Source organism: Flavobacterium sp. KKT103, from assembly GCF_055640565.1.
The window spans coordinates 2267012-2293320 of the sequence record NZ_CM145766.1 but is presented as its reverse complement, the minus strand read 5'-3'; the positions used below and the strand labels follow the sequence as shown (position 1 = coordinate 2293320).

17 protein-coding genes are annotated in these 26309 nt (G+C 35.6%); 11 read left to right on the top strand and 6 right to left on the bottom strand.

Annotated features, from left to right (window positions below; all coding sequences use genetic code 11):
- Positions 1-80 precede the first annotated feature (80 nt).
- Together ACZ2G0_RS09860 and hutI are read left to right on the top strand one after the other, a co-directional pair.
- On the top strand, positions 81-1130 hold the full coding sequence (locus ACZ2G0_RS09860; RefSeq protein WP_470307485.1) for a glutaminyl-peptide cyclotransferase: 1050 nt from the start codon (positions 81-83) through the stop codon (positions 1128-1130).
- Positions 1130-2368, top strand: a complete 1239-nt coding sequence (gene hutI / locus ACZ2G0_RS09855) for an imidazolonepropionase (protein ID WP_470307484.1) — start codon at positions 1130-1132, stop codon at positions 2366-2368. The genes ACZ2G0_RS09860 and hutI overlap by 1 nt, the downstream gene beginning before the upstream one ends.
- Before the next feature lie 51 nt (positions 2369-2419).
- Here the strand turns inward: hutI and ACZ2G0_RS09850 are convergent, their stop codons facing one another.
- Complete coding sequence (locus ACZ2G0_RS09850) at positions 2420-3304, bottom strand: hypothetical protein (RefSeq protein ID WP_470307483.1); 885 nt, start codon at positions 3302-3304, stop codon at positions 2420-2422.
- A gap of 94 nt (positions 3305-3398) precedes the next feature.
- Between ACZ2G0_RS09850 and ACZ2G0_RS09845 the strand changes: the two genes are divergently transcribed.
- On the top strand, positions 3399-4436 hold the full coding sequence (locus ACZ2G0_RS09845) for a formimidoylglutamase (RefSeq protein ID WP_470307482.1): 1038 nt from the start codon (positions 3399-3401) through the stop codon (positions 4434-4436).
- A 103-nt stretch (positions 4437-4539) separates the two neighbouring features.
- Positions 4540-5793, top strand: a complete 1254-nt coding sequence (locus tag ACZ2G0_RS09840; RefSeq protein WP_470307481.1) for a DEAD/DEAH box helicase — start codon at positions 4540-4542, stop codon at positions 5791-5793.
- A gap of 132 nt (positions 5794-5925) precedes the next feature.
- Here the strand turns inward: ACZ2G0_RS09840 and ACZ2G0_RS09835 are convergent, their stop codons facing one another.
- Entirely contained in the window at positions 5926-7200 is a 1275-nt protein-coding gene (locus ACZ2G0_RS09835) for a tetratricopeptide repeat protein (RefSeq protein WP_470307480.1), read from the bottom strand.
- A 50-nt stretch (positions 7201-7250) separates the two neighbouring features.
- Positions 7251-9896: a DNA gyrase subunit A gene (gyrA, locus tag ACZ2G0_RS09830; RefSeq protein ID WP_470307479.1), complete on the bottom strand. Its 2646-nt coding sequence runs from the start codon at positions 9894-9896 to the stop codon at positions 7251-7253.
- A gap of 254 nt (positions 9897-10150) precedes the next feature.
- Here gyrA and ACZ2G0_RS09825 point away from each other — a divergent pair, with 254 nt between their 5' ends.
- Together ACZ2G0_RS09825 and rimK are read left to right on the top strand one after the other, a co-directional pair.
- Complete coding sequence (locus ACZ2G0_RS09825) at positions 10151-12700, top strand: ATP-dependent Clp protease ATP-binding subunit (RefSeq protein WP_470307478.1); 2550 nt, start codon at positions 10151-10153, stop codon at positions 12698-12700.
- A gap of 135 nt (positions 12701-12835) precedes the next feature.
- Positions 12836-14209, top strand: a complete 1374-nt coding sequence (gene rimK / locus ACZ2G0_RS09820) for a 30S ribosomal protein S6--L-glutamate ligase (protein WP_470307477.1) — start codon at positions 12836-12838, stop codon at positions 14207-14209.
- Positions 14210-14359: 150 nt separating this feature from the next.
- On the opposite strand, the gene ACZ2G0_RS09815 is transcribed toward rimK, so the two are convergent.
- Genes ACZ2G0_RS09815 through hutH form a run of 3 tightly spaced genes read right to left on the bottom strand, consistent with a single transcriptional unit; the run spans position 14360 to position 17940 of the window.
- A complete protein-coding gene (locus ACZ2G0_RS09815; protein WP_470307476.1) occupies positions 14360-15700 on the bottom strand; it encodes an inorganic phosphate transporter in 1341 nt (446 codons plus the stop codon).
- A gap of 32 nt (positions 15701-15732) precedes the next feature.
- Entirely contained in the window at positions 15733-16377 is a 645-nt protein-coding gene (locus ACZ2G0_RS09810; protein ID WP_300288876.1) for a DUF47 domain-containing protein, read from the bottom strand.
- A gap of 48 nt (positions 16378-16425) precedes the next feature.
- Complete coding sequence (gene hutH / locus ACZ2G0_RS09805) at positions 16426-17940, bottom strand: histidine ammonia-lyase (protein WP_470307475.1); 1515 nt, start codon at positions 17938-17940, stop codon at positions 16426-16428.
- A gap of 623 nt (positions 17941-18563) precedes the next feature.
- Between hutH and thrA the strand changes: the two genes are divergently transcribed.
- The 5 genes from thrA (at position 18564) to ACZ2G0_RS09780 (ending at position 26306) form a co-directional block, all read left to right on the top strand.
- Positions 18564-21011 carry a bifunctional aspartate kinase/homoserine dehydrogenase I gene (gene thrA / locus ACZ2G0_RS09800; RefSeq protein ID WP_470307474.1) on the top strand — a complete coding sequence of 816 codons (2448 nt, stop codon included), beginning with the start codon at positions 18564-18566 and terminating at the stop codon, positions 21009-21011.
- 408 nt (positions 21012-21419) lie between these two features.
- Positions 21420-22346 carry a homoserine kinase gene (locus ACZ2G0_RS09795; RefSeq protein ID WP_470307473.1) on the top strand — a complete coding sequence of 309 codons (927 nt, stop codon included), beginning with the start codon at positions 21420-21422 and terminating at the stop codon, positions 22344-22346.
- A 66-nt stretch (positions 22347-22412) separates the two neighbouring features.
- A complete protein-coding gene (gene thrC / locus ACZ2G0_RS09790; protein WP_470307472.1) occupies positions 22413-23705 on the top strand; it encodes a threonine synthase in 1293 nt (430 codons plus the stop codon).
- A gap of 181 nt (positions 23706-23886) precedes the next feature.
- Entirely contained in the window at positions 23887-24783 is an 897-nt protein-coding gene (locus tag ACZ2G0_RS09785) for a mechanosensitive ion channel family protein (RefSeq protein ID WP_470307471.1), read from the top strand.
- Between the two features lie 59 nt (positions 24784-24842).
- Positions 24843-26306: an FAD-dependent oxidoreductase gene (locus tag ACZ2G0_RS09780; RefSeq protein ID WP_470307470.1), complete on the top strand. Its 1464-nt coding sequence runs from the start codon at positions 24843-24845 to the stop codon at positions 26304-26306.
- Positions 26307-26309 lie beyond the last annotated feature (3 nt).

Here is a 26309-nt window from a genome sequence, read left to right as displayed (position 1 = left end):
TATACAATCTTTTTATATTTTTGCAAGCCCTTTGTGCTCTAAAAATAACATTGTATATTGGGGTATTCAAAATTAAAACAATGAAAAATTATAACTTGCTATCTATCATTTTATTAGCCTTAACTCTTTCTAATTGTGGTGACACAAAAAAAGGTGAAAATACTTTATTTACTTTCGATAATGCAATCGTAAAGACTCAATACGAACCACAAGACCAACTGGATTTAGCCATTACTAATGAAAAGGCGAAAGCTATTGATAGTGTTATCTACTACGTAAATGATAAAAAAATAGGAAGCAGCAAAGGGCTAGAACGATTAACTTACTCCTTAGAAAAGCAAAAATTAGGTTATCAATACCTGAAAGCACTTGTTTATTTTGATGGAGATAGCTCAGAAGCCACATTTAGAATCGAACTTGTGTCTAATATCACTCCCAAATTACTAAAATATAAAATCATTAATACCTATCCTCATGATACCAAATCATTTACTGAAGGTTTAGAATTTTATAAAGACACCTTATACGAAAGCACAGGGCAAAAAGGAACCTCCTATTTAAGAAAATACGATTACAAAACTGGAAAAATATACAAGCAAGTTGATTTAGATGCCAAATATTTTGGAGAAGGAATCACTTTCTTAAAAAATAAATTATACCAGCTCACTTGGGAAGAAAAAACAGGTTTTATTTACAATGCAAACACTTTAAAGCTTGAAAAAAGCTTCGCTTACACCAAAGATATCGAAGGATGGGGAATGACAAATGACGGGAAAAATATTTACCAATCAGATGGAACAGAGAAAATTTGGACTACCAATCCCGATAATCAAGAAATGGTAGACTATATCAATGTTTATTCTGGTAAAACCAAAATTAAAGCAATCAATGAGCTGGAATATATAAATGGTAAGTTTTATGCTAACGTTTTCCAGAAAGACGCCATAGCAGTAGTCAATCCCTCTACTGGAGCTGTCGAAGGAATTCTAGATATGTCAGGACTACGTAAACTAATATCAGTTACCTCTGAAGATGTTTTAAACGGAATTGCCTACAACCCGAAAACCAAAACTATTTTTGTCACCGGTAAAAACTGGGACAAAATGTTTGAGATAATTGTATTGGAATAATGACAACCCTAATTATAAATATTAAGGAATTACTTCAAGTCCGTGACGCTTTTATTGAAAAAGTTTCTGGACACGATATGGCAATACTGCCCACTATAAAAAATGCTTACTTATTAATTAAAGATGATTTAATAGCGGACTTTGGCCCCATGAGTCAAGTCCCAACTGTAATTGCGGATAACTTAATCGATGCATCAGGGAAAACCATACTACCAACTTGGTGTGATAGTCACACACATATTGTATATGCAGGAAACCGATCGCAAGAATTTGTAGATCGCATCAATGGGTTAACCTATGAAGAAATTGCTGAGCGTGGTGGCGGAATTTTAAATTCTGCTCAAACACTCAATGAAACAAGCGAAGACGAGATTTACGAGCAATCTAAGACAAGACTAGAAGAAGTTATACAATTAGGAACTGGCGCAGTGGAGATTAAGTCAGGTTATGGCTTAAGTCTTGATGGCGAGCTAAAAATACTTCGTGTAATCAAAAAATTAGCTACTAATTATCCAGTAGCAATTAAAGCTACTTTTCTGGGTGCGCATGCTTTTCCCGCAACTTACAAAGAGAACCACCAAGGCTATATTGACTTAATTATAAATGAAATTTTACCACAAATTCATATAAATCAGCTCGCTGAATATATCGATGTGTTTTGTGAAACAGGTTATTTTAGTATTCCTGAGACCGAACAACTTATTAAAGCTGGAGCAGCATATGGCTTAAAGCCAAAAATTCATGTCAATCAATTCAATTCTATTGGCGGTGTCCAAGTAGCAGTTAAAAACAACGCTTTATCAGTAGATCATCTTGAAATAATGCTAAAGGATGATATAGAAGTCTTAAAGAACAGTACAACTATGCCGGTTGCCCTACCAACTTGCTCCTATTTCTTAGGCATACCCTATACGCCAGCACGTGAAATAATTGATGCTGGATTACCACTAGCATTAGCTTCTGATTTTAATCCTGGCTCCACACCATCCGGAAATATGAATTTTGTTGTTGCCACTGCTTGCATCAAAATGAAAATGACTCCTGAAGAAGCGATCAATGCTGCGACCATCAACGGCGCCTATGCTATGGGATTATCACATTCTCATGGCAGTATAACTATTGGAAAAAAAGCAAGCCTAATCCTTACTAAAAAAATTCCGTCCTTCTACCAACTGCCGTACGCTTTTGGTAGTAATTTGATAGATACTGTCTTTATAGATGGAAAAATAATTACATAAAAAAAGAGGAACTAGTAGTTCCTCTTTTTTATTTGAATTAAGAATATGCTTTTATCTTAATGAAAAACTTGTTTTTGAAACTAGTTGCCCTTTATCAAAAATGTTTACGAAATACGTTCCAGGTGCAAAATCTTTACCCGGTAAATTCTCGGTAATGTTCACTGTTTTATTCTCGTAATTTACATTAGTCATAAAACTATATGTAAGTGAGTTATCTCCAAAATTTTCGGTTTTTTTGTTACCTAAAACATTATTCTTACTATCAATTACTTGCACATAATACGTTTTACTTCCTGATTGTGCAACTTGATTTTCAGCGATTGTAAAACTAATTTTAAGCATGTCTGCTCTACTAGCTTTGTCTGTAGAGATTTCTTTACCTGAGCTTCTTACTTTAAAAGCAGAACCTTTAGTGTTTAAAACAGTAAGCTTGGCTGCTTTTTCAACTACCTTAGATAATTCCTCATTTTGACCTACAAGCGTCTCATTGTATTTTTTAGATTCTCCTAAAACTACAACAGTACTATCGCGTTGTGTTTTTAAAGTAACATTTGCTTTTTTCAATCCTTCATTTTCTTGCATTAAGACTTTCATATTACTTTGCAAGGTGGCGAACTGCGTTCTATATTTCTGTAAAGATGCTACATCACCTTTTGATTTTTGCAAATCAGCCATTAAAACGACAACTTTATCTCTTTCTTTAATCAATTCGTCAGACATGGACGTGTTTTCAGAGATTGCTGCATCATAAGTAGCTTTCAACTGCTCTAAATCCTTCATAACAGTTTCTTTCTCAGTTTCTGTAGTTTTTAATTCTGTTTGCACTACCTCAGCATCAGACGACATTTTAAAAATGTACACTAAACTACCTACTAATAATACAGCTAAAACCGCGATTACCGCTTTTAAACTTGAACTACTTTTTTGATTTTCCATTTTTTAATATTTTTTTTTCAAATTTAACAATATATATTTAAGTTATAACGATTGTTATTGCAATTATATTATTTTTGGGAAAAATATTTTTTTCATGGAAAAATTACTGCCATTTACGAAGCACGACCTCGCAAAAATTACTAATCATAGAAGTGGTGAAATTAAATTTGGCGAAAAAATGCATACCGTACCTAAAGATGCTGACGCGATCACATTTTTAAGCACTTGTGAAGCACAGTATGTAATAATAGGAATTCCAGAAGACATAGGAATCAGGGCGAACTATGGTAGACCTGGCGCTGCTTCAGCCTGGGAAAGCGCTATCCGAAGTGTTGCCAATATCCAGCACAATCGTTTTTGTAAAGGAAGTAATCTAGTTGTTTTAGGACAAGTTAATGTTTCGGAGGAAATGAAAGAGGTCGAGCATCTTGACTTTAATTCTATAGACGATCGTTCGAAACTAAGTAAACTCGTAGAAAAAATAGATAAAGATGTTTCACATATCATTTGTAGCATCATACAATTAGGAAAAACTCCTATAATTATTGGAGGTGGTCACAATAACGCATACGGTAACATTAAAGGAACTGCACTTGCTAAGGGAAAACCAATTAATGCCATCAATTTTGATGCACACTCTGATTTCCGAATTTTAGAAGGTAGACACAGTGGTAACGGATTCTCCTATGCGTATGAAGAAGGATTTCTGAAGAAATATTTTGTTTTTGGCTTACATGAAAACTATACCTCAAAAAGTGTGTTAGATATCATCAAAAAAACAGAAAACCGCGTACGTTACATAACCTATGATAGTCTTAAAATTCGCAAAGAAAAAGATTTTAATTTAGAGATGTTTAACGCATTTGAATTTATAAAAAACGATTATTTTGGAATTGAAATTGATCTAGATGCCATACCAAATATAGCTAGTAGTGCCATGACCATTAGCGGATTTTCGGTAGAGGAACTGCGACAGTTTATTTCTTTCTTTGGTAAACATTCTAATGCAGCGTATTTACACATTTGCGAAGGCGCTCCGGATTTAGGTGAAGAAAAAAACAACCATTTGATTGGTAAATTAATTGGCTACTTGATTACTGATTTCGTGAAAGCAAATACGGTAGATCTGTAAGACAATGCGTCCTGTAAAACGGTCAAGTTCGCAACCTTAAATAATAATACTATCTTTGCACAACTATCATTGTACTTCCTACATGATATTTAATTTCAAAAATATGTTATTCGAAGATTTATCACTTTCTAAAAGTATTCAAAAAGCCGTTTACGAACAAGGCTATATTAATCCTACTCCAATTCAAGAAAAATCCATTCCTTCTATTCTAGCTGGAAATGATTTAATTGGGTGCGCACAAACAGGTACAGGAAAAACCGCTGCATTTGCAATTCCAATTATTCATCAATTACACCGAATTGTAGGATCCTCTAAAAAAGCGAAAGTAATCCGTTCCTTAGTGGTTACACCTACAAGAGAATTAGCCGTACAGATAGGTCAAAGTTTTGATACGTATGCAAAATATACTAATCTAACACAACTAACCATTTTTGGAGGCGTTTCACAAAACCCACAAGTGGATACACTGAAGGCTGGAATAGATATCTTGATCGCTACGCCAGGACGATTATTAGATTTACATAAACAAGGATTTATTGATTTAGACCACTTGCATACGTTAGTACTCGATGAAGCGGACCAAATGCTTGACATGGGGTTTGTTAACGATGTGAAGAAAATTGTAAAGCTAACACCTAAAAACAGACAAACATTGTTTTTCTCTGCAACTATGCCGATGGCAATACGTGAATTAGCTGAAATGTTTTTAACAAATCCGGAGACGGTTACGGTTTCTCCGGTATCATCTACTGCTGAAAACGTGGAGCAACGTGTTTATTTTGTTGAAAAAACAGAAAAAAGAAATCTACTATATAATTTAATCACCAATGAGAATTTGACCGATGTATTGGTTTTTTCAAGAACCAAACACGGTGCTGATAATGTGGTTAAGGCATTACGAAAACGAAACATCCCAGCGGAAGCAATTCATGGAGATAAATCACAAAACGCCAGACAGCGTGTACTTGATGCATTTAAAAACAAAGAAATAGGAGTTCTTGTAGCTACTGATATTGCTGCTCGTGGTATTGACATAGACCAACTACCCTATGTAATCAACTTTGATTTACCCAACATTCCCGAAACATATGTTCACCGCATTGGTAGAACAGGTCGCGCAGGAAATGGCGGAGTAGCAATCTCTTTTTGCTCTAAGGACGAACATGGATACTGGAAGGATATTCAAAAATTAATCAAGGTAGACGTTAAAACGGTAACCGATCATCCTTACCCTTGGCATGCAGGAAGCCCTTCTTCAAACGATGGTGAGAAGCCTAAAAACTCTAATCGCAGTGGAGGAGCACATAAATCAAGGAAATCGAGCGCTTCAAAGCAAAATAAAAAACGTTGGTATTAACCTGATGGTTACAATTTAATAAAAAAAAAGCCTCTTTTGCAATGCAAAAGAGGCTTTTTTAGTTGAATTAAGTTTACACTATAGCAACAAAACTTATCGTTTATAGATTAGTTTTGTTGCTTAGAGTATGTATTATTTTTGAATCTTAGCTTGTACTGCTTTCTTTTGAGCTGTCATTTCTAAAGCACTGTAAACGTTGATCAACGTACTACTTACCGCTTCGTTTTTAGCGTCAACTTCGAAAGCTTTTTCTAAATAGGGAATAACACTTCTAAAAACAGCTTCTCTTTGTTTCTTTAAAACATCATAACGCTTCATGTCTTTATCAGAAGAACCTAACTTGTTCATTTCATCAATGATTGGCTTTTCATTCTCTAATTTTAAAGCTGCTAAATTGATGTAAGCATTTACATATTTAGGATTTATTTCCATTGCTCTTAAATAATACTTCTCTGCATTAACCGCATCTTTCGCATTACCGCTAATTACGCCTAAGTTAAAAACTAGATCTGCATCGTTTGGATTTTTTTCCAATACCTGAGTAATTAGCTCTTTATACTTATCAAAATCTTTAGTTTCTAAGTATAAATTAGCTTCAGTAAGTATTAAAGAAGTATCATCTGGGTTAGCAATTCTTGCTTCTGCAATTGCTTTTTTAGCTTCCTCAGTTTTCCCATTTTGAACTAAAATCAAAGAAATATTTTTAAAGATCTCTCCTCTTTTTGAAGGAATTACTTCAACTGTTGGTTTTTCATGCGTTCCTAATTTAACCATTCTATCTCTGTCAGCCAAAGTCTTAAAAGGTTCCTCAGTTCCACTCGCTTTATTAGTAGCCATGTAAACAGTTGCTTTACCAGAGAAATTCAAGTTTTTTAGCTCGTAATAAGCAGCTAAAGCCTTATCGTACTCATTAGCATTCACATATGTTGAAGCTGCATAATAAAGATTAAGAGTATCTTTTTTATCTAATAAGTAAGCATCATATAATTTCTTTGCTCCAATTGCATTTCGGTCAGCTTTTGAATCTGCAATAGCACTATTAATCAATAAATACTTAATTTCAGTTATCGAAGCCGCCGCCTGAGTAGAATACTTTGGTTTACCTGAAGCTTTTTCAGCCTCAATTAAATTTTGGTAAGCAGCCGCAGCCACTCCTAAGTTGGTATCAACATCAACTTTTTTGTTCGCTAAATCTAAATAGGTATTTCCTTTTACAAAGAAAAACTGTGCTTTATCAGCATCATTAGCTGCAGCTACTAAAGATTCTGCACCTGCTAAAATCGTTGCTGCCTCTTTACTCTCTCCTTTTTTTAATGCTTTTTCAGCTGCTTTTGTTTCATCTTTTTGAGCAAAAGTGGTTACTGAAATCAGTAATGCTGACGCAAGTAGTACATATTTACTTTTCATATTGTTCAATTTTGTTTCTATTATTTACTATTTTCTTTTTCTAATTATTTTTATTCTTCGTCTTCGTCTTCTTCGTCTTCCGCGGTTTCGTCTTCTTCAATTTCAGAATCATCTTCGTCGTCATCATCCTCTCCACCTTCGTCTTCTAAAACTTCTAATACAGGTTTCACTCTTTCGATAGCAGCAACCTCTACAACGTTTCCGTCTTCATCAACTACAACTTCTTCGGCATCGTCTTTCATTACTTTGGTAACTGCTGCGATAGAGTCTTTACCTTTCAAGTTGATTAGTTTAACTCCCTGAGTAGCACGGCCCATGACACGTAAATCTTCGATTGCCATTCTGATTGTTAATCCTGATTTATTGATAATCATCAAGTCATCAGCATCAGTTACGGCGTTGATCGAAATTAACTGTCCCGTTTTCTCTGTGATATTAAGTGTCTTAACCCCTTTACCACCACGGTTCGTAATTCTGTACACGTCTTCACCGTCTTCGTCAACTAATTTAGTACGTTTACCATAACCGTTTTCTGTTACAACTAATACTTGCGTATCATTCACAGCATCCTTATCTACAGTAATCATACCAATTACTTCATCAGTATCATCTTTTAATGAAATTCCACGAACTCCTGATGCTGTTCTACCCATTGGTCGTGTTTTGGTTTCTTCAAAACGAACCAATTTCCCAGACTTCACAGCAAGGATAATTTGGCTTTCACCATTAGTCAATTTAGCCTCTAGTAACTCATCACCTTCCTTAATGGTAATTGCAGCAACACCATTAATCCTTGGTTTAGAATATTTCTCTAAAGATGTTTTCTTAACCTGACCTTTTTTAGTTACCATCACTAAGTTATGACTCTTGATATAATCTTGATCTTTTAAATCTTGAGTACAAATAAATGCTTTTACCTTATCATCACTTTCGATATTGATAAGATTTTGAATCGCTCTACCTTTAGCAGTTTTACTTCCTTCAGGTATTTCATAAACACGCATCCAGAAACATTTACCTTTTTGGGTAAAGAACATCATGTATTGGTGATTTGTGGCTACAAACATGTGTTCTAAGAAATCTTGATCTCTAGTTCCAGCACTTTTTTGCCCTACTCCACCTCTATTTTGAGTTTTATATTCGGATAAGTTAGTACGTTTGATATAACCTGCATGCGAAATTGTAATTACTACATTTTCATCGGCAATTAAATCTTCGATACTCACATCTCCTCCCGAGTATTCAATTAGTGAACGACGTTCGTCACCGTATTTATCACGGATTTCAACTAATTCTTCTTTGATAAGGTTTGTTCTTAAGTCAACGTTTTCTAACAACGCTTTTAAGTGATCAATTAACTTCATTAACTCATCATACTCCGCTCTTAACTTGTCTTGCTCCAGACCTGTTAATTGACGCAAACGCATCTCAACAATTGCTCTCGCTTGGATGTCTGATAATTGAAATCTTTCAATTAATTTTTCACGCGCTTCTTCCGTATTCTTAGAGCCACGAATCAAGGCAATCACTTCATCGATATTATCAGATGCAATAATTAATCCTTCTAAAATGTGTGCTCTTTCTTCTGCTTTACGCAATTCGAAACGTGTTCTTCTAATGACCACATCATGACGGTGCTCAACAAAATAATGAATCATATCTTTCAGATTCAACATTTGCGGACGTCCTTTCACTAGCGCAATATTGTTTACACTAAATGATGATTGTAATTGTGTGTATTTATATAAGGTATTCAACACTACATTAGGAGTAGCATCGCGTTTCAGAATATAAACGATTCGCATACCATTTCTATCCGATTCATCACGAATATTGGCAATACCTTCTATTTTTTTATCATTGACAAGATCAGCAGTACGCTTGATCATATCAGCTTTGTTAACTTGATAAGGAATTTCAGTAACGATGATGCTTTCTCTTCCTTCAACTTCTTCAAAACCTACTTTGGCACGCATTACTACTCTACCTCTTCCCGTTTTGAAAGCTTCACGAACGCCTTCGTAACCATATATAACTCCTCCAGTTGGAAAATCAGGTGCTTTAATATGTGTAATTAGCTCATCGATTTCAATATCATTGTTATCCATGTACGCTAACGTACCATTAACAACCTCCGTAAGGTTATGAGGAGGCATGTTTGTTGCCATACCTACTGCAATTCCTGTAGCTCCGTTGATTAATAAGGTAGGAACTCTTGTTGGCATAACCTTTGGTTCATACAAAGTATCATCAAAGTTCAATTGAAAATCAACTGTTTCTTTTTCGATATCTGCCATGATCTCTTCCGAAATCTTACGCATTCTAGCCTCTGTATAACGCATTGCTGCAGGGCTATCACCATCGACAGATCCAAAGTTACCTTGACCATCTACCAATAAGTAACGCATACTCCACTCTTGAGCCATACGAACCATAGCATCATACACTGAGGTATCTCCGTGAGGGTGGTACTTTCCTAAAACTTCACCGACAATTCTGGCGGATTTTTTATGGGCTTTATTTGAAAAAACTCCTAAATCATACATTCCGTAAAGAACTCTTCGATGCACTGGTTTCAAACCATCTCTAACATCTGGAAGCGCTCTTGATACAATTACTGACATCGAATAATCAATGTAAGCTGATTTCATTTCATCTTCTATGTTAATAGGAATTAACTTTTCTCCTTCAGACATAAGTTGTTATATTAAAAAATTATATTAGTTTCAAAACGTGCCAATATACGCTTTTTTGAAATTTATTTAAACATTTCACTATACTTATTTCAATGATTTATTAACAAAGAAATAACGGCTTTGTTCACTAAAAACAGCATTTAATAACGTACTTTCAGGTTTTTTTTCTTCCCTTAGCTGACAACGTTACTTAAGGAACGGTTTTTGTTTTTTAAATAGTAATTCACTAAATTTACGGATACTAAATATATATTATGGATGATAATTTTTCACCAAGAGTAAAAGATGTCATAACCTACAGTAAAGAAGAAGCTTTACGATTAGGACATGACTTTATAGGCACTGAACACTTAATGCTAGGCATACTTAGAGACGGAAATGGTAAGGCAATTCAGATTTTAAACAATCTAGCGGTTGACCTAGAACATTTACGCCGAAAAGTGGAAATTCTAAGCCCAGCAATTCCTGGAATAGATACGAACCAAGAAAAGAAAAACTTGCACCTAACCCGACAAGCAGAAAGAGCTTTAAAAACTACTTTCCTAGAAGCCAAGGTTTTCCAAAGTTCGTCAGTAAGCACAGCACACTTGTTATTGTGCATTTTAAGAAACGAAAATGACCCTACAACCAAGCTATTGAATAAACTAAAAATAGATTATGATCTGGCTAAAGAACAATATTTAAATATGACACCAAGCGAAGAAGAATTCTTGGAAAATTTACCAAGAGCAAGCGACTCCTATAACGATGACCTCGGACAAGATGACAGTCTTAAAGAAGGAACATTCAACAATCCTGCTAATAAGTCTAATAAAAAATCCAAAACACCTGTTTTAGATAATTTTGGTCGCGATCTAACCGAAATGGCTGAAGAAGGGAAATTAGATCCTGTTGTGGGTCGTGAAAAGGAAATTGAACGTGTATGCCAAATTTTAAGCCGACGCAAAAAAAATAATCCACTATTAATTGGTGAACCCGGAGTGGGGAAATCAGCAATTGCGGAAGGTTTAGCATTGCGAATTATCCAAAAAAAGGTATCTCGCATCTTGTTTAACAAACGTGTAGTTACGCTTGATCTGGCTAGCCTAGTTGCAGGAACAAAATACAGAGGACAGTTCGAAGAACGTATGAAAGCGGTGATGAACGAGCTGGAAAAAAATGATGATATCATTCTGTTTATTGATGAAATTCATACTATTGTTGGTGCTGGTGGAGCGACAGGTTCGCTAGATGCTTCCAACATGTTTAAACCTGCCTTAGCAAGAGGAGAAATTCAATGTATTGGTGCAACAACTCTTGATGAGTACCGACAATATATTGAGAAAGATGGCGCATTAGAGAGACGTTTCCAAAAAATTATTGTGGAACCAACTTCTGTTGATGAGACCATTACAATTTTGAATAACATCAAAAATAAATACGAGGACCACCACAACGTTACCTACTCACAGGAAGCTATTGAAGCTTGTGTTAAATTGACTGACAGGTACATGTCTGAGCGTTTTTTACCGGACAAGGCGATTGACGCTTTGGATGAAGCTGGTTCCCGTGTACACATCACGAATATTGAAGTACCGAAGAAAATTCTAGATTTAGAACGTCAATTGGAAGACATTCGCGAACTTAAAAATGTCGTTGTAAAAAAACAAAAATATGAAGAAGCAGCTAAACTTCGAGATGATGAAAAACGTATCGAAAAAGATTTGGCTATAGCCCAAGAACAATGGGAAGAAGATGCTAAAAATAACCGAATAGAAGTTACTGAGGACAATGTTGCTGATGTGGTATCGATGATGACTGGTATTCCTGTTAATCGTATTGCTCAAACCGAAAGTAACAAACTAGCAAAATTACCAGAACTAATCGAAAGCAAAGTTATTGGTCAAAAAGAAGCAGTAGTAAAAATCGCGCGTTCTATTCAAAGAAATCGTGCGGGTTTAAAAGATCCAAATCGCCCTATCGGTTCGTTTATCTTCTTAGGACAAACAGGTGTTGGTAAAACGCAATTAGCGAAAGTATTAGCCAAAGAACTTTTTGATTCAGAAGATGCATTAGTACGTATCGATATGAGTGAATACATGGAGAAATTTGCAATTTCACGTTTAATTGGTGCACCTCCGGGATACGTAGGTTATGAAGAAGGTGGTCAATTAACTGAAAAAGTACGCAGAAAACCATACTGTGTTGTACTTCTTGACGAAATCGAAAAAGCGCATCCTGATGTTTTCAATATGCTTTTACAAGTTTTAGATGATGGGTACTTAACAGATAGTTTAGGTCGAAAAATTGATTTCAAAAATACAATTATCATCATGACCTCTAACGTAGGTGCTAGACAACTAAAAGACTTTGGACAAGGTGTTGGTTTTGGAACTGCTGCCAAAGTGGCTCAAGCCGATGATAATTCGAAAAGTGTAATCGAAAATGCTTTGAAGAAAACATTTGCTCCTGAATTCTTAAACAGAATTGACGATGTTATCGTATTCAATGCTTTAGAGAAACATGATATCGATTTAATAATCGAAATTGAATTGGAGAAACTATACAAACGTGTAGGTGAATTAGGATACCAACTAAAGCTTTCTGACAAAGCTAAAGCCTATATTGCTGATAAAGGTTTTGACAAGCAATTTGGTGCAAGACCATTGAAAAGAGCAATTCAAAAATATGTTGAAGATGCCTTAGCCGAAGAAATCATCACATCTAAGATTAGTAGTGGAGACGAAATCTTCATGGATATTGAAGAAGGCGCACAAGAACTTACAGTTAAAGTTCAAAAAGCAGATGAAGCATCGAACTCATAAATTATAACAGTTCAAAATAAAGATAGAACCCGTTACGTTTTTACAACATAACGGGTTTATTCTTTATAGAAACCAAACATTTTTAAAAACAAATCTCTACATTTGAGTTTTATAATCATTTTAAAATAAAAGTATATGTCTCAAGACAAAGTCATCTTAGGTAGCGAAGAATGGTGTTCTTTTCCTGAATTAGGAATTCCAATTATAAAGGCACGTGTGGATTCAGGAGCTAAAACATCTGCTCTACATGCCATTAACATAGCTCCTTTTATTAAAAATGACAGCAATTGGGTAAAATTTGATATCAATCCGATTCAAAACAATCTCAAAACCATTATTCACTGCGAGGCACCTCTTGTAGACAAGCGAATTGTGAAAAGTTCTAGCGGGTTTAGAGAACAACGCTACGTGATACAAACCAGTTTAAAAATCGGAGATGCTAACTGGCCAATCGAAATGACCTTGACTAATCGTGACTCAATGGGATTTAGGATGTTACTAGGACGAGAAGCCATGAGCGGACGCGTACTAGTTGATCCTGAAAAACAATATTTACTTGGTCAACCAACATCCGAAAGTCTAAAAGAGTTATACCAAAACTCTGAAAAAGCACCAACTGGGCTGCGAATTGGAGTATTAGCAAGTAATCCCGAATTATACAGCAATAAGCGTATTATGGAAGCGGGCGAAATGCGAGGCCATGAAATGCACTTTTTGAATATCAAAGAGTGCTACATGAGACTTGACGCTGAAACGCCTGAAATTCATTATCGCGGTGGAATAATTTTGAATCAGTTTGATGCTATTATTCCAAGAATACGACCGAGTATTACTTTTTATGGTTGTGCCCTCACGCGTCAGTTCGAAGCTTTAAAAGTATACTGTTTAAATTCTGCGGCAGCGATTACACAATCTAGAGATAAGTTATATTCATTACAATTGTTATTGCATAGTGGCGTTGGAATCCCAACAACAGGATTTGCTAACTCGCCTTTAGATACCAATGATTTAATCAAGATGGTTGGTGGTCCACCTTTAATTGTGAAGTTGTTAGAAGGAACACAAGGAAAAGGAGTGGTATTAGCAGAAACTAAAAAAGCCGCTGAAAGTGTCATCAATGCTTTCAAAAGTTTAAATGCAAATATTCTAGTACAAGAGTTCATTAAGGAAGCAAACGGAAAAGATTTACGTTTGTTTGTTATCGATGGCAAGGTGGTAGCAACAATACAACGTGAGGCTATGCCCGGTGAATTTAGAGCCAATATTCACTTAGGTGGAACAGCATCAGTTATCAAGGCCACTTCTGAAGAAAAACGTATTGCTATTAAAGCAGCAAAAGCTATGGATTTGAAAGTAGCAGGTGTCGACATCATTCGCTCCTCTAAAGGTCCTTTACTTTTAGAAGTGAACTCATCACCAGGATTAGAAGGTATTGAAGGCGCTACTAATAAAGATATAGCAGGCGAAATGATTAAAGCAATCGAGAAAAACTTCAAACATAAGCTATAACACGCTTTTAGGAGCCTTCACTTAATTAATTAAAGCTGAAGGCAAACACCTATTGCCAAGGTTATTTCAGAACATATTTAACTTAAATTGTCATTACAAAAAAAAGCCACTCATTAATTTGAGTGGCTTTTTCTATTTGATTATTTCGGACTATATAAAAATACTTAGCACATAATAAACCAAAGCAGCTAACAATGCCGAAATTGGAATTGTCAATACCCAAGCCCATAATAGACTTACTGTAACTCCCCAGCGTACTGCAGAGACTCTTTTAGTTAATCCAACCCCAATAATAGATCCTGTAATAGTATGTGTTGTACTTACTGGTATTTTCAAGTGCTCCGTAAAATACAAAGTTAAAGCACCAGCGGTTTCTGCTGCTACTCCTTCAAATGAAGTTACTTTTGTAATTTTTGAACCCATTGTTTTTACAATCTTCCATCCACCGCTTAAAGTACCTGCTGCAATGGCAGAGTAACAAGCTAAAGGAATCCATGCAGGCATTTTAAACGCACCACTTTCTGATGGCAAAACAACATCTAACCAAGATTCCATATGAATCCCTGGATTAGCATTAATGTATACCGCAACGGCCGCAGCAATAATACCCATTACTTTTTGAGAATCATTTCCTCCATGACCTAAACTAAAAGCCGCTGAAGATAATAATTGCATCTTCTTTAATGCTCCATCAGCTTGTTGTAAATTCAAACTACTGAATATTAAACAAAATGCACTAACAGTCAAAACAATAAAAGCTACTAAAAACCATTTGATATTATGAGGCTCAAAAGCAACACTCCAAAAAACAGAATTCTCAAATCGCGGTGCTTTTCCGCCTTTAATTATTTCTTCATAAGGGATCATTTGTGTGTAAACAAACCAAACCGTAGCAATCATAAGTCCAATCGTAAACAACTTAGGATAGATACTTTTGCGTGAAGCATTAAGTAACCATATCGAAATTAAATACGATGCTAGAGCTCCCATCAAAGGCGCTAAAACTATAAAGGCAATGATGATTAGAACTCCCGAAGGCATGCCGCCATCTTTGCTAGCCTTGTACCAACTGACAATTTCGTACCAGTAATGCGTTGCTCCATCAGCACCTACATAGCCTGAAAAGCCATGCACTGCAATAGCATGAGCAACTGCTGCACCTGCAAATCCACCAATTAATGTGTGGGATGAACTTGAAGGAATTCCTAACCACCAGGTTAATAAATTCCAACAAATAGCAGCTATAACACCTGCTAAAATAACTACAAGATTGATCTCCATGGTATTCGCCGTTTTAGCAACGGTATCAGCAACACCAAAACCAAATACCCAGTAGGCAAGAAAATTAAAAAAAGCTGCCCAAAGAACGGCTTGAAAAGGAGTTAATACTTTAGTAGCAACAACCGTAGCTATGGCATTAGCAGCATCATGAAAACCATTAATGTAATCAAATATTAAGGCTAATACTATAATAATTATAAGTAGCGTCATAAACTAGATCTTCAGATTGAAATAAATTAAATTTAAGAGTGTTTTACAGAGATCGACTCTAGAATACTTGCAACACTTTTACATTTGTCTGTAGCTGATTCTAAAACAGATAAAACCTCTTTGTACTTAATTATATTTTTAGCATCTGTTTCGTTTTCAAAAATTTCAAAAACTGCTTTATTATATACATTATCTGATTTGTTCTCTAGCTTATTAATTCTGGCACATGCATCCTTGATAACGCTCATATTTTTTAAGTTACTCAACTCTTTTACCGCCAATTCAATATTTTGACACGCTTCAAGATTGATTTCTGTTAACTTACGAATTGACTTTGTAATTTTGTCTACTTGGTACAAACGCATAATGCTTGAAGCACCGTGCAAACGATCCGCTACGTTATCAATACTAGTAATTAAAGAGTGAATATCTTCTCTATCAAATGGAGTAATAAAATTTCTACTCAATTCAAGATTAGTTTGACGCGTAATATCCTCTCCTTTTTGTTCTAGAGTATCAATTTTAGAAAACAACACTTCTCTCTCTTTCAAAGGGAGATTTACTGCTTCATGCAAATTAGAAGCTAATTCAATTAAATTACTTGACGCCTCTTCGAAAAGTGGAAAAAACTTTTTGTCCTTAGGAACTAAAAATTGGAATAAACTATTTATTGACATTTTATCTATTTTAAGGTTACAAAATTACTTCATTAATAATTTGCAATGTTAAGCCATTGTTAACAAATCTTGGTCAATGGTGAAACTATCTAAAAAAGCAACTGTTTTCTTGATATCGTAGTGCAATATGCGGTCTTCATTTACGAAGGGAACTTCATTTGTATATGCTTTTAGAAAGTTTTCTATTACAGGACTAGAAAGTAATGGCCTTCTATAAGCAATGGCTTGAGAGGCAGTCAATAGTTCAATGGATAAAATACGTTCCAAATTTTCCAAAATACGTAACGTTTTTGTTGCTGCATTGGCACCCATACTCACATGATCTTCTTGCCCATTACTTGAAACAATACTATCTACACTTGCAGGCGTAGCCAACTGCTTATTTTGACTAGCAATACTTGCAGCGGTATATTGCGGAATCATTAAACCGCTATTCAAGCCAGGATTATCAACTAAAAATGCAGGAAGATTACGCAATCCCGAGATTAATTGATAGGTACGCCTTTCAGAAATACTACCCAATTCAGCCAAGGCAATGCCTATGAAATCCAAGGCTAAAGCCAATGGTTGGCCGTGAAAGTTTCCGCCTGAGATGATTTCATCACTGTCTACAAAAATATTTGGATTATCAGTTACTGAATTAATCTCGGTTTTAAACACTTTATGACCGTACTCTAGTGCATCTTTTGAGGCACCATGCACTTGCGGTACACATCTAAAAGAATAAGGATCTTGTACATGTATTTTTTCTTGATTGATGATTTGGCTTCCCTCTAAAAAACCCTTGATTCGCTTTGCAGTTATAATTTGGCCTTTATGAGGACGAATAAAATGGATTGCTTCATTAAACGGTTCTATCCTTCCGTCAAAAGCTTCCAGTGAAATAGTAGCAATTAAATCGGACAAGTAGGATAATTTATTTGCCTTGATAATTATATAAGAACCGTAAGCACTCATAAACTGTGTACCGTTTAGTAATGCCAAACCTTCCTTTGATTTTAAAATGATTGGATCCCAATCAAATTGCTTCATAACGATACTTGAATCTGCTTTTTTCCCTTCGTAATACACTTCGCCTTCTCCTAAAAGAGGTAAAGACAAATGCGCCAACGGAGCTAAATCACCTGAAGCTCCCAAAGAACCTTGTGTATACACAACTGGCAAAATATCGTTATTATAAAAAGCAATTAGTCTTTCGACTGTTTGCAATTGAATTCCAGAATGTCCATAACTCAAAGACTGAATTTTAAGTAACAACATTATTTTGACAATGGACGCAGGTACCTCGTCTCCGGTACCACAAGAATGCGACTTAACCAAATTTTCTTGGAGCTTCGATAAATTATCATTCGAAATTTTCACATTACACAACGAACCGAAGCCTGTATTTATACCATATATTGGAGCGGAATGAGAAAGCATTTTAGCGTCTAAATAATCACGACATTTTTGAATATTTACTTTTGCTTCCTCCGATAAAGCCAAAATTTTACCTTGACTTATGATTTCTTGAATACTTTCTAGCGAGAGAAGATCAGTGCTTATATAGTGTGTATTATCCATGTATTTTTCATTTTTGTGTGCCAAATTTGATTAAATCAATATTAATACACAACATATATTGGTACTAATTTATAAATCAATAAAAAATAAACTAAAAACAACTCATTAAATAGGTGTCCAATCTTATCTAGGTAAACTGATATTTATTTACCTTATCATTGTCAATTTATACGTACTCACTTCAAAAACTAGCACAATTGAAGCTGTAAACAGTGTTTTTTGAACTTTTAAACAAGTATTAAAAACCCAAATCGTATTCTAAAATCACGCATAAATAGTAATTATGCTTATATTCAGGGCATAATATATCAAATTCCAATCCTTGCTCAGTTTAAGCTCCTATTATTAAAATATTCGCAAATCGACACAATCGTTTTCTCTTATTTACAAAAAGCCGTATTTTTGAAACTAATTATGGTAAACAATAGCAAAACATATCATTCTTCGATTACAACTCAGTTTGGAGTTGGCTCTGCTATGACGTTTACATTCACTACAACTGTTACAACCCCTTAGGGGTATACCTTTTTACATATAATCGTACTATACCATTATTTCTTTCGAGAGATTACATTCTTGGGTGAATAAAAATATTCCCTTTTTTCAATATTAAAATACAGCATATGAAAGTTTTAAAATTTGGCGGAACCTCAGTAGCCAATGCCACAAATATAAAATCAGTTTTAGAGATCGTTCAGCAGCAAGCGCAGCTGGATCAATTAATTGTAGTTGTTTCTGCTTTAAGTAAAGTAACTGATTTACTTCAAACAGCAGCAACAAAAGCTGCAGCATCTGATGAGACCTATAAAACCTTAGTTGTCGAAATTGAAAAAAAACATCTAGATACCATAAAAGATTTTATCCCAGTAAGTCAGCAAAGTGGCGTATTGAGTCACATTAAACGAATAATTAATCATCTCGAAACGTTACTTGAAGGTTGTTTCCTGTTAGGTGAACTTTCTCCTAGAACAGCAGATACTATATTGAGTTTTGGTGAACTTTTATCTTCGTATATTATCGCCGAAGCTTTAAAGCAATCGGTACCTACTGCAGCTTATAAAGACAGTAGAGAGCTCATAAAAACCAATAGTAACTTTGGTAAAGCGACTGTGAATTTTGAAAGCACTACGACTTTAATTAGCGAATTTTTTAAAGCAAATAAAAGCCCTATAACTGTGATGCCTGGCTTCATAGCCTCATCAAATGAAGGCATTACTACAACCCTTGGTCGAGGAGGATCTGATTACACTGCTGCTATTTTAGCTGCTGCTGTAAATGCAACTGAATTAGAAATATGGACAGATGTAAACGGAATGTATACAGCGAATCCAAAAATTGTCAAGCAAGCACAAGCAATTGCCACAATTTCGTATCAGGAAGCTATGGAATTGTCTCATTTTGGAGCAAAGGTCCTATATCCACCAACGATTCAACCGGTGCTTCAAAAAAATATTCCAATTCTAATTAAGAATACTTTTGAACCAACTGCTGAAGGAACTTTTATTTCTAATAATGCTGTCGCAAATGGGAATCCGGTAAAAGGAATTAGTCATATTGATAACATCACATTAATTACGTTAGAGGGTCCAGGAATGATTGGTGTTTTAGGATCGTCAAAGCGATTGTTCGAGACACTTTCTCAAGCTAATGTTAATATTATTTTTATTACTCAAGCGTCTTCTGAGCATTCTATTTGTATCGGTATCTTAAATTCTGATGCTACACTCGCAGTGGAAGCTGTCAATAAAACTTTTGAAATAGAAATAGCTCATAATAAAGTAGAACCTTGCATGGTCGAAAGCAATTTATGTATCATCGCATTAGTTGGTGAAAACATGAAAAATCATCAAGGTTTAAGTGGTAAAATGTTCAGTACATTAGGTAAAAACAATGTAAATATTCGAGCTATTGCACAAGGCGCTTCAGAAAGAAATATATCCGCAGTAATTAATGAACGAGATGTTAAAAAAGCATTGAACACGCTACATGAACGCTTTTTTGAGGACAACACCAAACAGCTGAATTTATTTGTCATGGGTGTGGGTAATGTGGGCGAAAAATTCATTGATCAAATCAACCAGCAAAACAAGTTCTTAAAGGAGAATCTCAAAATAAATCTACGCGTAATCGCTTTGTCTAATTCTAGAAAAATGATTTTTGATGAAGAAGGAATCGATTTACAATTATGGAAAGGACTTCTTGAAAATGGAGAAAAAGCCGACCAGCAATTTTTTATCGAGCAAGTTAAAAACCTCAACCTTCGCAACAGTATTTTTGTAGACATTACAGCGAATGAAACGGTCTCTCAAACCTATGCTCATTATTTAAAAGAAAGCGTTTCTGTAGTCACTTGTAATAAAATCGCTTGCTCATCTGCTTTTGATAATTACAAAAACTTGAAGAATTTATCACGAAGGTATAATGCCCCTTTCTTGTTTGAAACTAATGTTGGAGCGGGACTGCCTATTATTGATACTGTGAAAAACTTAGTAGCTTCGGGAGATAAAGTAAATAAAATCCAAGCTGTTTTATCAGGAAGTTTAAATTTTATTTTTAATAATTTTGATTCAAATAACACTTTTCATGATGTAGTTAAAGAAGCTGGTGTACAAGGATTTACAGAACCCGATCCGAAAATTGATTTAAGCGGAATTGATGTCGCTAGAAAGATTCTGATTTTAATTCGCGAAAGCGGTTACCAAATGGAAATTGAAGAAATTGAAAACGAATCATTCTTACCTGCTGAATGCATGGCAACAACAAACAACGACGACTTTTTTAAATCGCTTACGAAATATGCAAGCCATTTTGAAGGAATTTTGGCGGAAGCCAATGCTAAAGACAGTCGTTTGAAATTTGTAGCACAATTTGAAAATGGAAAAGCTAGTGTAGGTTTGCAATTCATCCCAAAAGACCATCCTTTTTACAATCTTGAAGGTAAAGACAATATCGTGCTTTTTTATACTGACCGATATGTAGACCAACCCTTATTGATTAAAGGTGCTGGCGCTGGTGCAGCGGTTACTGCTTCCGGAATTTTTGCGGATGTGATTAGGATTGGGAATGTTTAAAAAAGTTGTGAAGTTGTGAAGTTACATAGTTGCAAAGTCACAAAGTTACAAAGTTACAAAGTTGTGAAGTTGTGAAGTTGTGAAGTTGTGAAGTTGCAAAGTTGCAAAGCTTCAAAGCTTCAAAGCTTCAGAATTACAAAGTTGTGAAGTTGTAAAGTGAAAAAGTCTGTTTATAACCGTAAGCTTGCTACCTTTAAAACTTGGAAACTATGAAACTCTCAAGCTATTAAACTCTCAAGCTATGAAGCTATGAAACTTTGAAGCTATGAAACTTTGAAGTTCTGAAAATCTGAAACTTTGAAACTCAGAAACTCAGAAACTATGAAACTCAGAAACTTTGAAGCTTTGAAACTTTAAAACTTTAAAACTATGAAACTTAGCAGCTAAGCAACTTAGAAACTAAAAAAAATGAACGAAATAAAAATATTTTGCCCAGCAACAATTGCTAATTTATCCTGCGGATTTGATGTGCTTGGATTGTGTTTGGATACTGTGGGTGACGAAATGATTATCAAAAAATCAAATCAAAAGGGCATTCGCATTACTAAGTTAGTGGGTGCCGATTTACCACTTGAAACCGACAAGAATGTGGCTGGTGTTGCTGCTCTTGCCATGCTCGAAGCATTGAATTCAGACGCTGGGTTTGACATTGAAATATATAAAAACATCAAAGCCGGTAGCGGTATTGGAAGCAGTGCCGCCAGTTCAGCAGGAGCTGTTTTTGGGATTAACGAATTATTAGGTCGCCCGTTTGAAATCAAAGATTTAGTGCAATTTGCTATGCAAGGTGAAAAATTAGCTTGCGGCAACGCACATGCTGATAACGTAGCTCCTGCCCTCTTAGGCGGATTTACCTTAGTTCGCAGCTACAATCCTTTGGATATTATTAAAATAGCCAGTCCAGCAGAATTATATGCTACTGTAATTCATCCGCAAATTGAGTTAAAAACCTCGGACGCGCGCTCTGTATTAAAAAAAACGGTCTCCTTAAAAAGTGCTATTATGCAGTGGGGAAATGTAGGCGGACTAATTGCTGGTTTATATACGCAAGATTATGATTTAATTGGTAGGTCACTTCATGATGAAATTGTCGAACCATTGCGATCTGTATTGATTCCAGGATTTGATTCCATAAAACAAGTTGCCTTGGCTAATGGGGCTTTAGGCGCCGGAATATCAGGATCAGGACCTTCGATTTTTGCTTTAAGCAAAGGCGAAGCAGCTGCTAAAAAAATTGCCGAAGCAATGTGTACCATTTATGACGATATGAAAATGCTATACGAAATTCATGTTTCCAAAGTAAATCCGGATGGAGTAAAAATAATAGCTCCCTAGCCTCTGAATGGTGAACAAAATTAAAATAATAACGAGATTGCTTCGTGCCTCGCAATAACAAATAAAATGAAATACTACAGTTTAAACCATAACGCTCCAAACGTTTCTTTTCAATTAGCTGTAATTCAAGGATTAGCCAGCGATCGAGGCTTGTATTTTCCGGAAACAATAACACCTTTATCAAAAGAGTTTTTTGATTCGATAGAACAGCTATCTAATGAGGAGATTGCTTTTCAAGCCATACATCAATTTATTGGAGACGAGATTCCTGATAATGTACTTAAGGAAATCATAGCAGAAACATTGTGCTTCGAATTCCCTTTGGCAACGGTTGAAGACGGCATTTTTTCACTTGAATTATTTCACGGTCCCACTATGGCTTTTAAAGATGTTGGTGCTCGATTTATGTCACGCTGTTTAGGCTATTTCAACAAGGACAAAGTGAACAGTAAAAACACCGTTCTTGTTGCTACGTCAGGAGATACCGGTGGAGCCGTTGCAAGTGGATTTTTAGGGGTAACCGGTGTAGAAGTAATTATTTTATACCCGTCTGGCAAGGTAAGTGAAATTCAAGAGCGACAATTAACCACTTTAGGGCAAAACATTACAGCTTTAGAAGTCAAGGGAATGTTCGACGATTGCCAAGATATGGTAAAGCGTGCTTTTTTAGATCCAAGTTTAAAAGAGCACAACCTCACATCGGCAAATTCCATCAATATTGCGCGCTGGTTGCCACAAATGTTCTACTTTTTCTTTGCTTGCAAAGCGTTAAAGCAACACGACAAACCTTTAGTTTTTTCTTGTCCAAGTGGTAATTTTGGAAATATTTGCGCTGGAATAGTAGCAAAAAAAATGGGATTACCCATCGAACATTTTGTAGCAGCTACCAATGTTAATGACACAGTACCTCGTTTTTTAGAAAACGGTATCTATGACCCACAACCCTCTAAAGTAACGATTTCAAATGCAATGGATGTAGGAAACCCCAGCAATTTCATTCGGATTCAGGAAATGTACAACAATGATTTGGAGCTTTTTAGCAAAGATTTCTCTTCTTTTAATTTCACCGACTCAGAAACTATTGAAGCTATCAAAAGCATATACAATAACAACGGATACATTGCTGAGCCACATGGTGCGGTTGGCTACTTAGGATTAAAAAAAGAATTAAAAAATCATCCTAATGCCATTGGGGTTTTCTTAGAAACTGCGCATCCTATAAAATTTTTGGACACAGTCGAAGCTGCCCTTGAAGTAAAACTACCTATTCCAAAACAAATTGAAAGCGTGCTAAATAAAGAGAAAATTAAAACTACGATTACAACATTTGAAGAATTCAAAGCCTTTTTAAATCAATAAATTGAATTACTACAAATGGTTAGCTACAAAATAGTCTTACTGAATATTGGTTATCAATATCAAAGAGTTGCGCTCGTTGGCAAAAAAACGGGCGCACTTACTTTGTGAACAATCATAGGATTTACTACCTTAGTGCTTTACAAACCTACTTCAAATCGAAGTAAACTAAGCAAAATTACCTATGGATTTAGACAAAATCACTGACTTAATCAATAACAAACTATCTAGTTGGAGCGAAGCACTAATAAAGTTATTACCGAATATTGTACTAGCAGCAGTTGTAATGGTTGTTGGTTTTTATATAGCAAAATTTGTCAGGAAAATAACCCAAAAATTAGTTGCTAAGATCTCTAATAACCTGACACTAAACAACCTTTTTAGTTCGATCATTTATTTTTCATTTATTGGAATCGTTCTATTCACGGTGCTTAGTATTTTAAATTTAGACAAAGCGGTTACTTCGATTCTAGCCGGTGCAGGTATACTAGGTCTTGCTCTAGCCTTTGCTTTTCAAGATATTGCCGCCAATTTCATGTCGGGTATATTTATCTCTTTCAGGAAACCGCTAAAAGTTGGTGATATTGTACAGATTAAAGAGTACATGGGGAAAGTTAGAGAAATCAACTTAAGAGATACTTTGGTTGAAACTTTTCAAGGTAAAACTGTGATCATACCCAACAAAGAAGTTTTCCAAAATCCAATTGAAAATTACACCATCTTGCAAAAAAGGCGATTTGACCTAAGTGTTGGTGTTTCATACGGTGACGATCTCGAAAAAGTAAGACAAATTACTTTGGATGCCGTTAGCGATATTGAAGAACTATCGCAGGACGATCCCGTAAATGTGTTTTTCGTTGAATTTGGTGATAGCTCTGTAAATTTATCTGTTCGAATGTGGGTCGGTTCTACTGAACAATCCGTTTACAATAAAGTGGGTAGCGAAGCTATTATTCGAATTAAGAAAGCGTATGACGCTAATGATATCATGATTCCGTTTCCAATTCGAACACTTGATTTTGGAATAAAAGGTGGGACAACTTTGAGTGAAATGCCGATGAATATTGGTTCAAAGGAATAAACATTAAATGTAAATCACCTTAAATCTTAACGATACTTATCCTAAAAACACCAAATAAATTGAAAGCCGAGGATAAATCAAAAAACTATTGGATCAGCTGTACCGCTTGTCTTGGCAGAGGTACGACCAGACGTAAACCTTCAAAAAAAGAACAGTTTAAGTTTGAAGCTGAGTTAGAAATACACCAGAAAAACGGATCAAATAGCACCTTACCCATTAAGCCGATTGGCAGTTTACAACCTTGCAAAAACTGTTCCGGCTCAGGATTAGCTGTGGCTAAAAAACCACTTCCTGCTGATTATGAAAATTATCCTCATGTAGCCATTATCGGTGGTGGGATTGGTGGAGTTGCATTAGCAGTCGCCTGCCAACATCGAGGCATTCCTTTCACTCTTTATGAGCGCGATTGTAATTTTGAGGCTCGTTCACAAGGATACGGTCTAACGCTACAACAAGCAAGCAAAGCAATTAAAGGTCTAGGAATTTCAAATTTAGATAAAGGTGTCGTGTCTACTAAGCATATTGTACACAACACTGACGGGACTGTACTTGGCGAATGGGGAATGCGTAAATGGATGCCCTCGACTAATCAAAAACATTCAAAAAAAACAAATATTCATATTGCTAGACAATCTTTGCGTTTAGCGCTATTGGAAGAATTGGATGATTCAAATTCGCTGCAATGGGGACACTTACTAACCGATTTCAAACAACTTGACAACGGAAAGATATCGTTAGCGTTTGAGGTCGATGGAAAAACAAAATATGAACACACGGACCTTGTTGTTGGAGCAGATGGAATTCGCAGTGCCGTCCGACGTTTTCTTTTTGGAGCTGATACCTATCCACTACGCTTTTTAGATTGCATTGTAATTTTAGGAATTTGCCCATTAGCCTCCTTAACATCTTTAGAAAGTCCGTTGTTAGACTCAGAGACTGTATTTCAAACCGCTAATGGTCAAGAACGCATTTACATCATGCCTTACGATAGTGCATCAGTTATGTGGCAATTGAGTTTTCCAATGATTGAGGAGGATGCAAAAAAATTAAGTGCGTTAGGACCACAAGCCTTGAAGGAGGAAGCAATGAGTAGAACGAACTGGCACGCTCCTATTCCGCAAATTATTGCGAATACTGCTGTAGAGCAACTTTCTGGTTATCCCGTTTATGATCGTGAAATGTTAACTTCTAAAAGTTTCGAACAGGCGGGCGAAGCAACGCTTATTGGCGATGCGGCACACCCTATGAGTCCTTTTAAAGGCCAAGGTGCAAATCAGGCTTTATTAGATGCATTAGCACTAGCTCGGGCGATTACAGAAAGCTGTCAAGCTAATTCTAATTGGAGAGCAGAAGGTATCAGAAGTAGTATTTTAACTAATTTTGAACAAGAAATGATAGAACGATCAGCGGTAAAAGTTAAAGACTCGGCTGCCGCTGCGCACTTACTGCATTCAGAAAACGTATTGCAAGAAGGCAATTCACCAAGAGGAAAAGCAATGGACAAAAAAGAAAATCGAGCGTGAATT

Excerpts from the sequence above, each read along its gene's own strand:
- ACZ2G0_RS09860 (WP_470307485.1), top strand. The coding sequence starts at position 81 with ATGAAAAATTATAACTTGCTATCTATCATTTTATTAGCCTTAACTCTT.
- hutI (WP_470307484.1), top strand. The coding sequence starts at position 1,130 with ATGACAACCCTAATTATAAATATTAAGGAATTACTTCAAGTCCGTGAC.
- ACZ2G0_RS09850 (WP_470307483.1), bottom strand. The coding sequence starts at position 3,304 with ATGGAAAATCAAAAAAGTAGTTCAAGTTTAAAAGCGGTAATCGCGGTT.
- ACZ2G0_RS09845 (WP_470307482.1), top strand. The coding sequence starts at position 3,399 with ATGGAAAAATTACTGCCATTTACGAAGCACGACCTCGCAAAAATTACT.
- ACZ2G0_RS09840 (WP_470307481.1), top strand. The coding sequence starts at position 4,540 with ATGTTATTCGAAGATTTATCACTTTCTAAAAGTATTCAAAAAGCCGTT.
- ACZ2G0_RS09835 (WP_470307480.1), bottom strand. The coding sequence starts at position 7,200 with ATGAAAAGTAAATATGTACTACTTGCGTCAGCATTACTGATTTCAGTA.
- gyrA (WP_470307479.1), bottom strand. The coding sequence starts at position 9,896 with ATGTCTGAAGGAGAAAAGTTAATTCCTATTAACATAGAAGATGAAATG.
- ACZ2G0_RS09825 (WP_470307478.1), top strand. The coding sequence starts at position 10,151 with ATGGATGATAATTTTTCACCAAGAGTAAAAGATGTCATAACCTACAGT.
- rimK (WP_470307477.1), top strand. The coding sequence starts at position 12,836 with ATGTCTCAAGACAAAGTCATCTTAGGTAGCGAAGAATGGTGTTCTTTT.
- ACZ2G0_RS09815 (WP_470307476.1), bottom strand. The coding sequence starts at position 15,700 with ATGACGCTACTTATAATTATTATAGTATTAGCCTTAATATTTGATTAC.
- ACZ2G0_RS09810 (WP_300288876.1), bottom strand. The coding sequence starts at position 16,377 with ATGTCAATAAATAGTTTATTCCAATTTTTAGTTCCTAAGGACAAAAAG.
- hutH (WP_470307475.1), bottom strand. The coding sequence starts at position 17,940 with ATGGATAATACACACTATATAAGCACTGATCTTCTCTCGCTAGAAAGT.
- thrA (WP_470307474.1), top strand. The coding sequence starts at position 18,564 with ATGAAAGTTTTAAAATTTGGCGGAACCTCAGTAGCCAATGCCACAAAT.
- ACZ2G0_RS09795 (WP_470307473.1), top strand. The coding sequence starts at position 21,420 with ATGAACGAAATAAAAATATTTTGCCCAGCAACAATTGCTAATTTATCC.
- thrC (WP_470307472.1), top strand. The coding sequence starts at position 22,413 with ATGAAATACTACAGTTTAAACCATAACGCTCCAAACGTTTCTTTTCAA.
- ACZ2G0_RS09785 (WP_470307471.1), top strand. The coding sequence starts at position 23,887 with ATGGATTTAGACAAAATCACTGACTTAATCAATAACAAACTATCTAGT.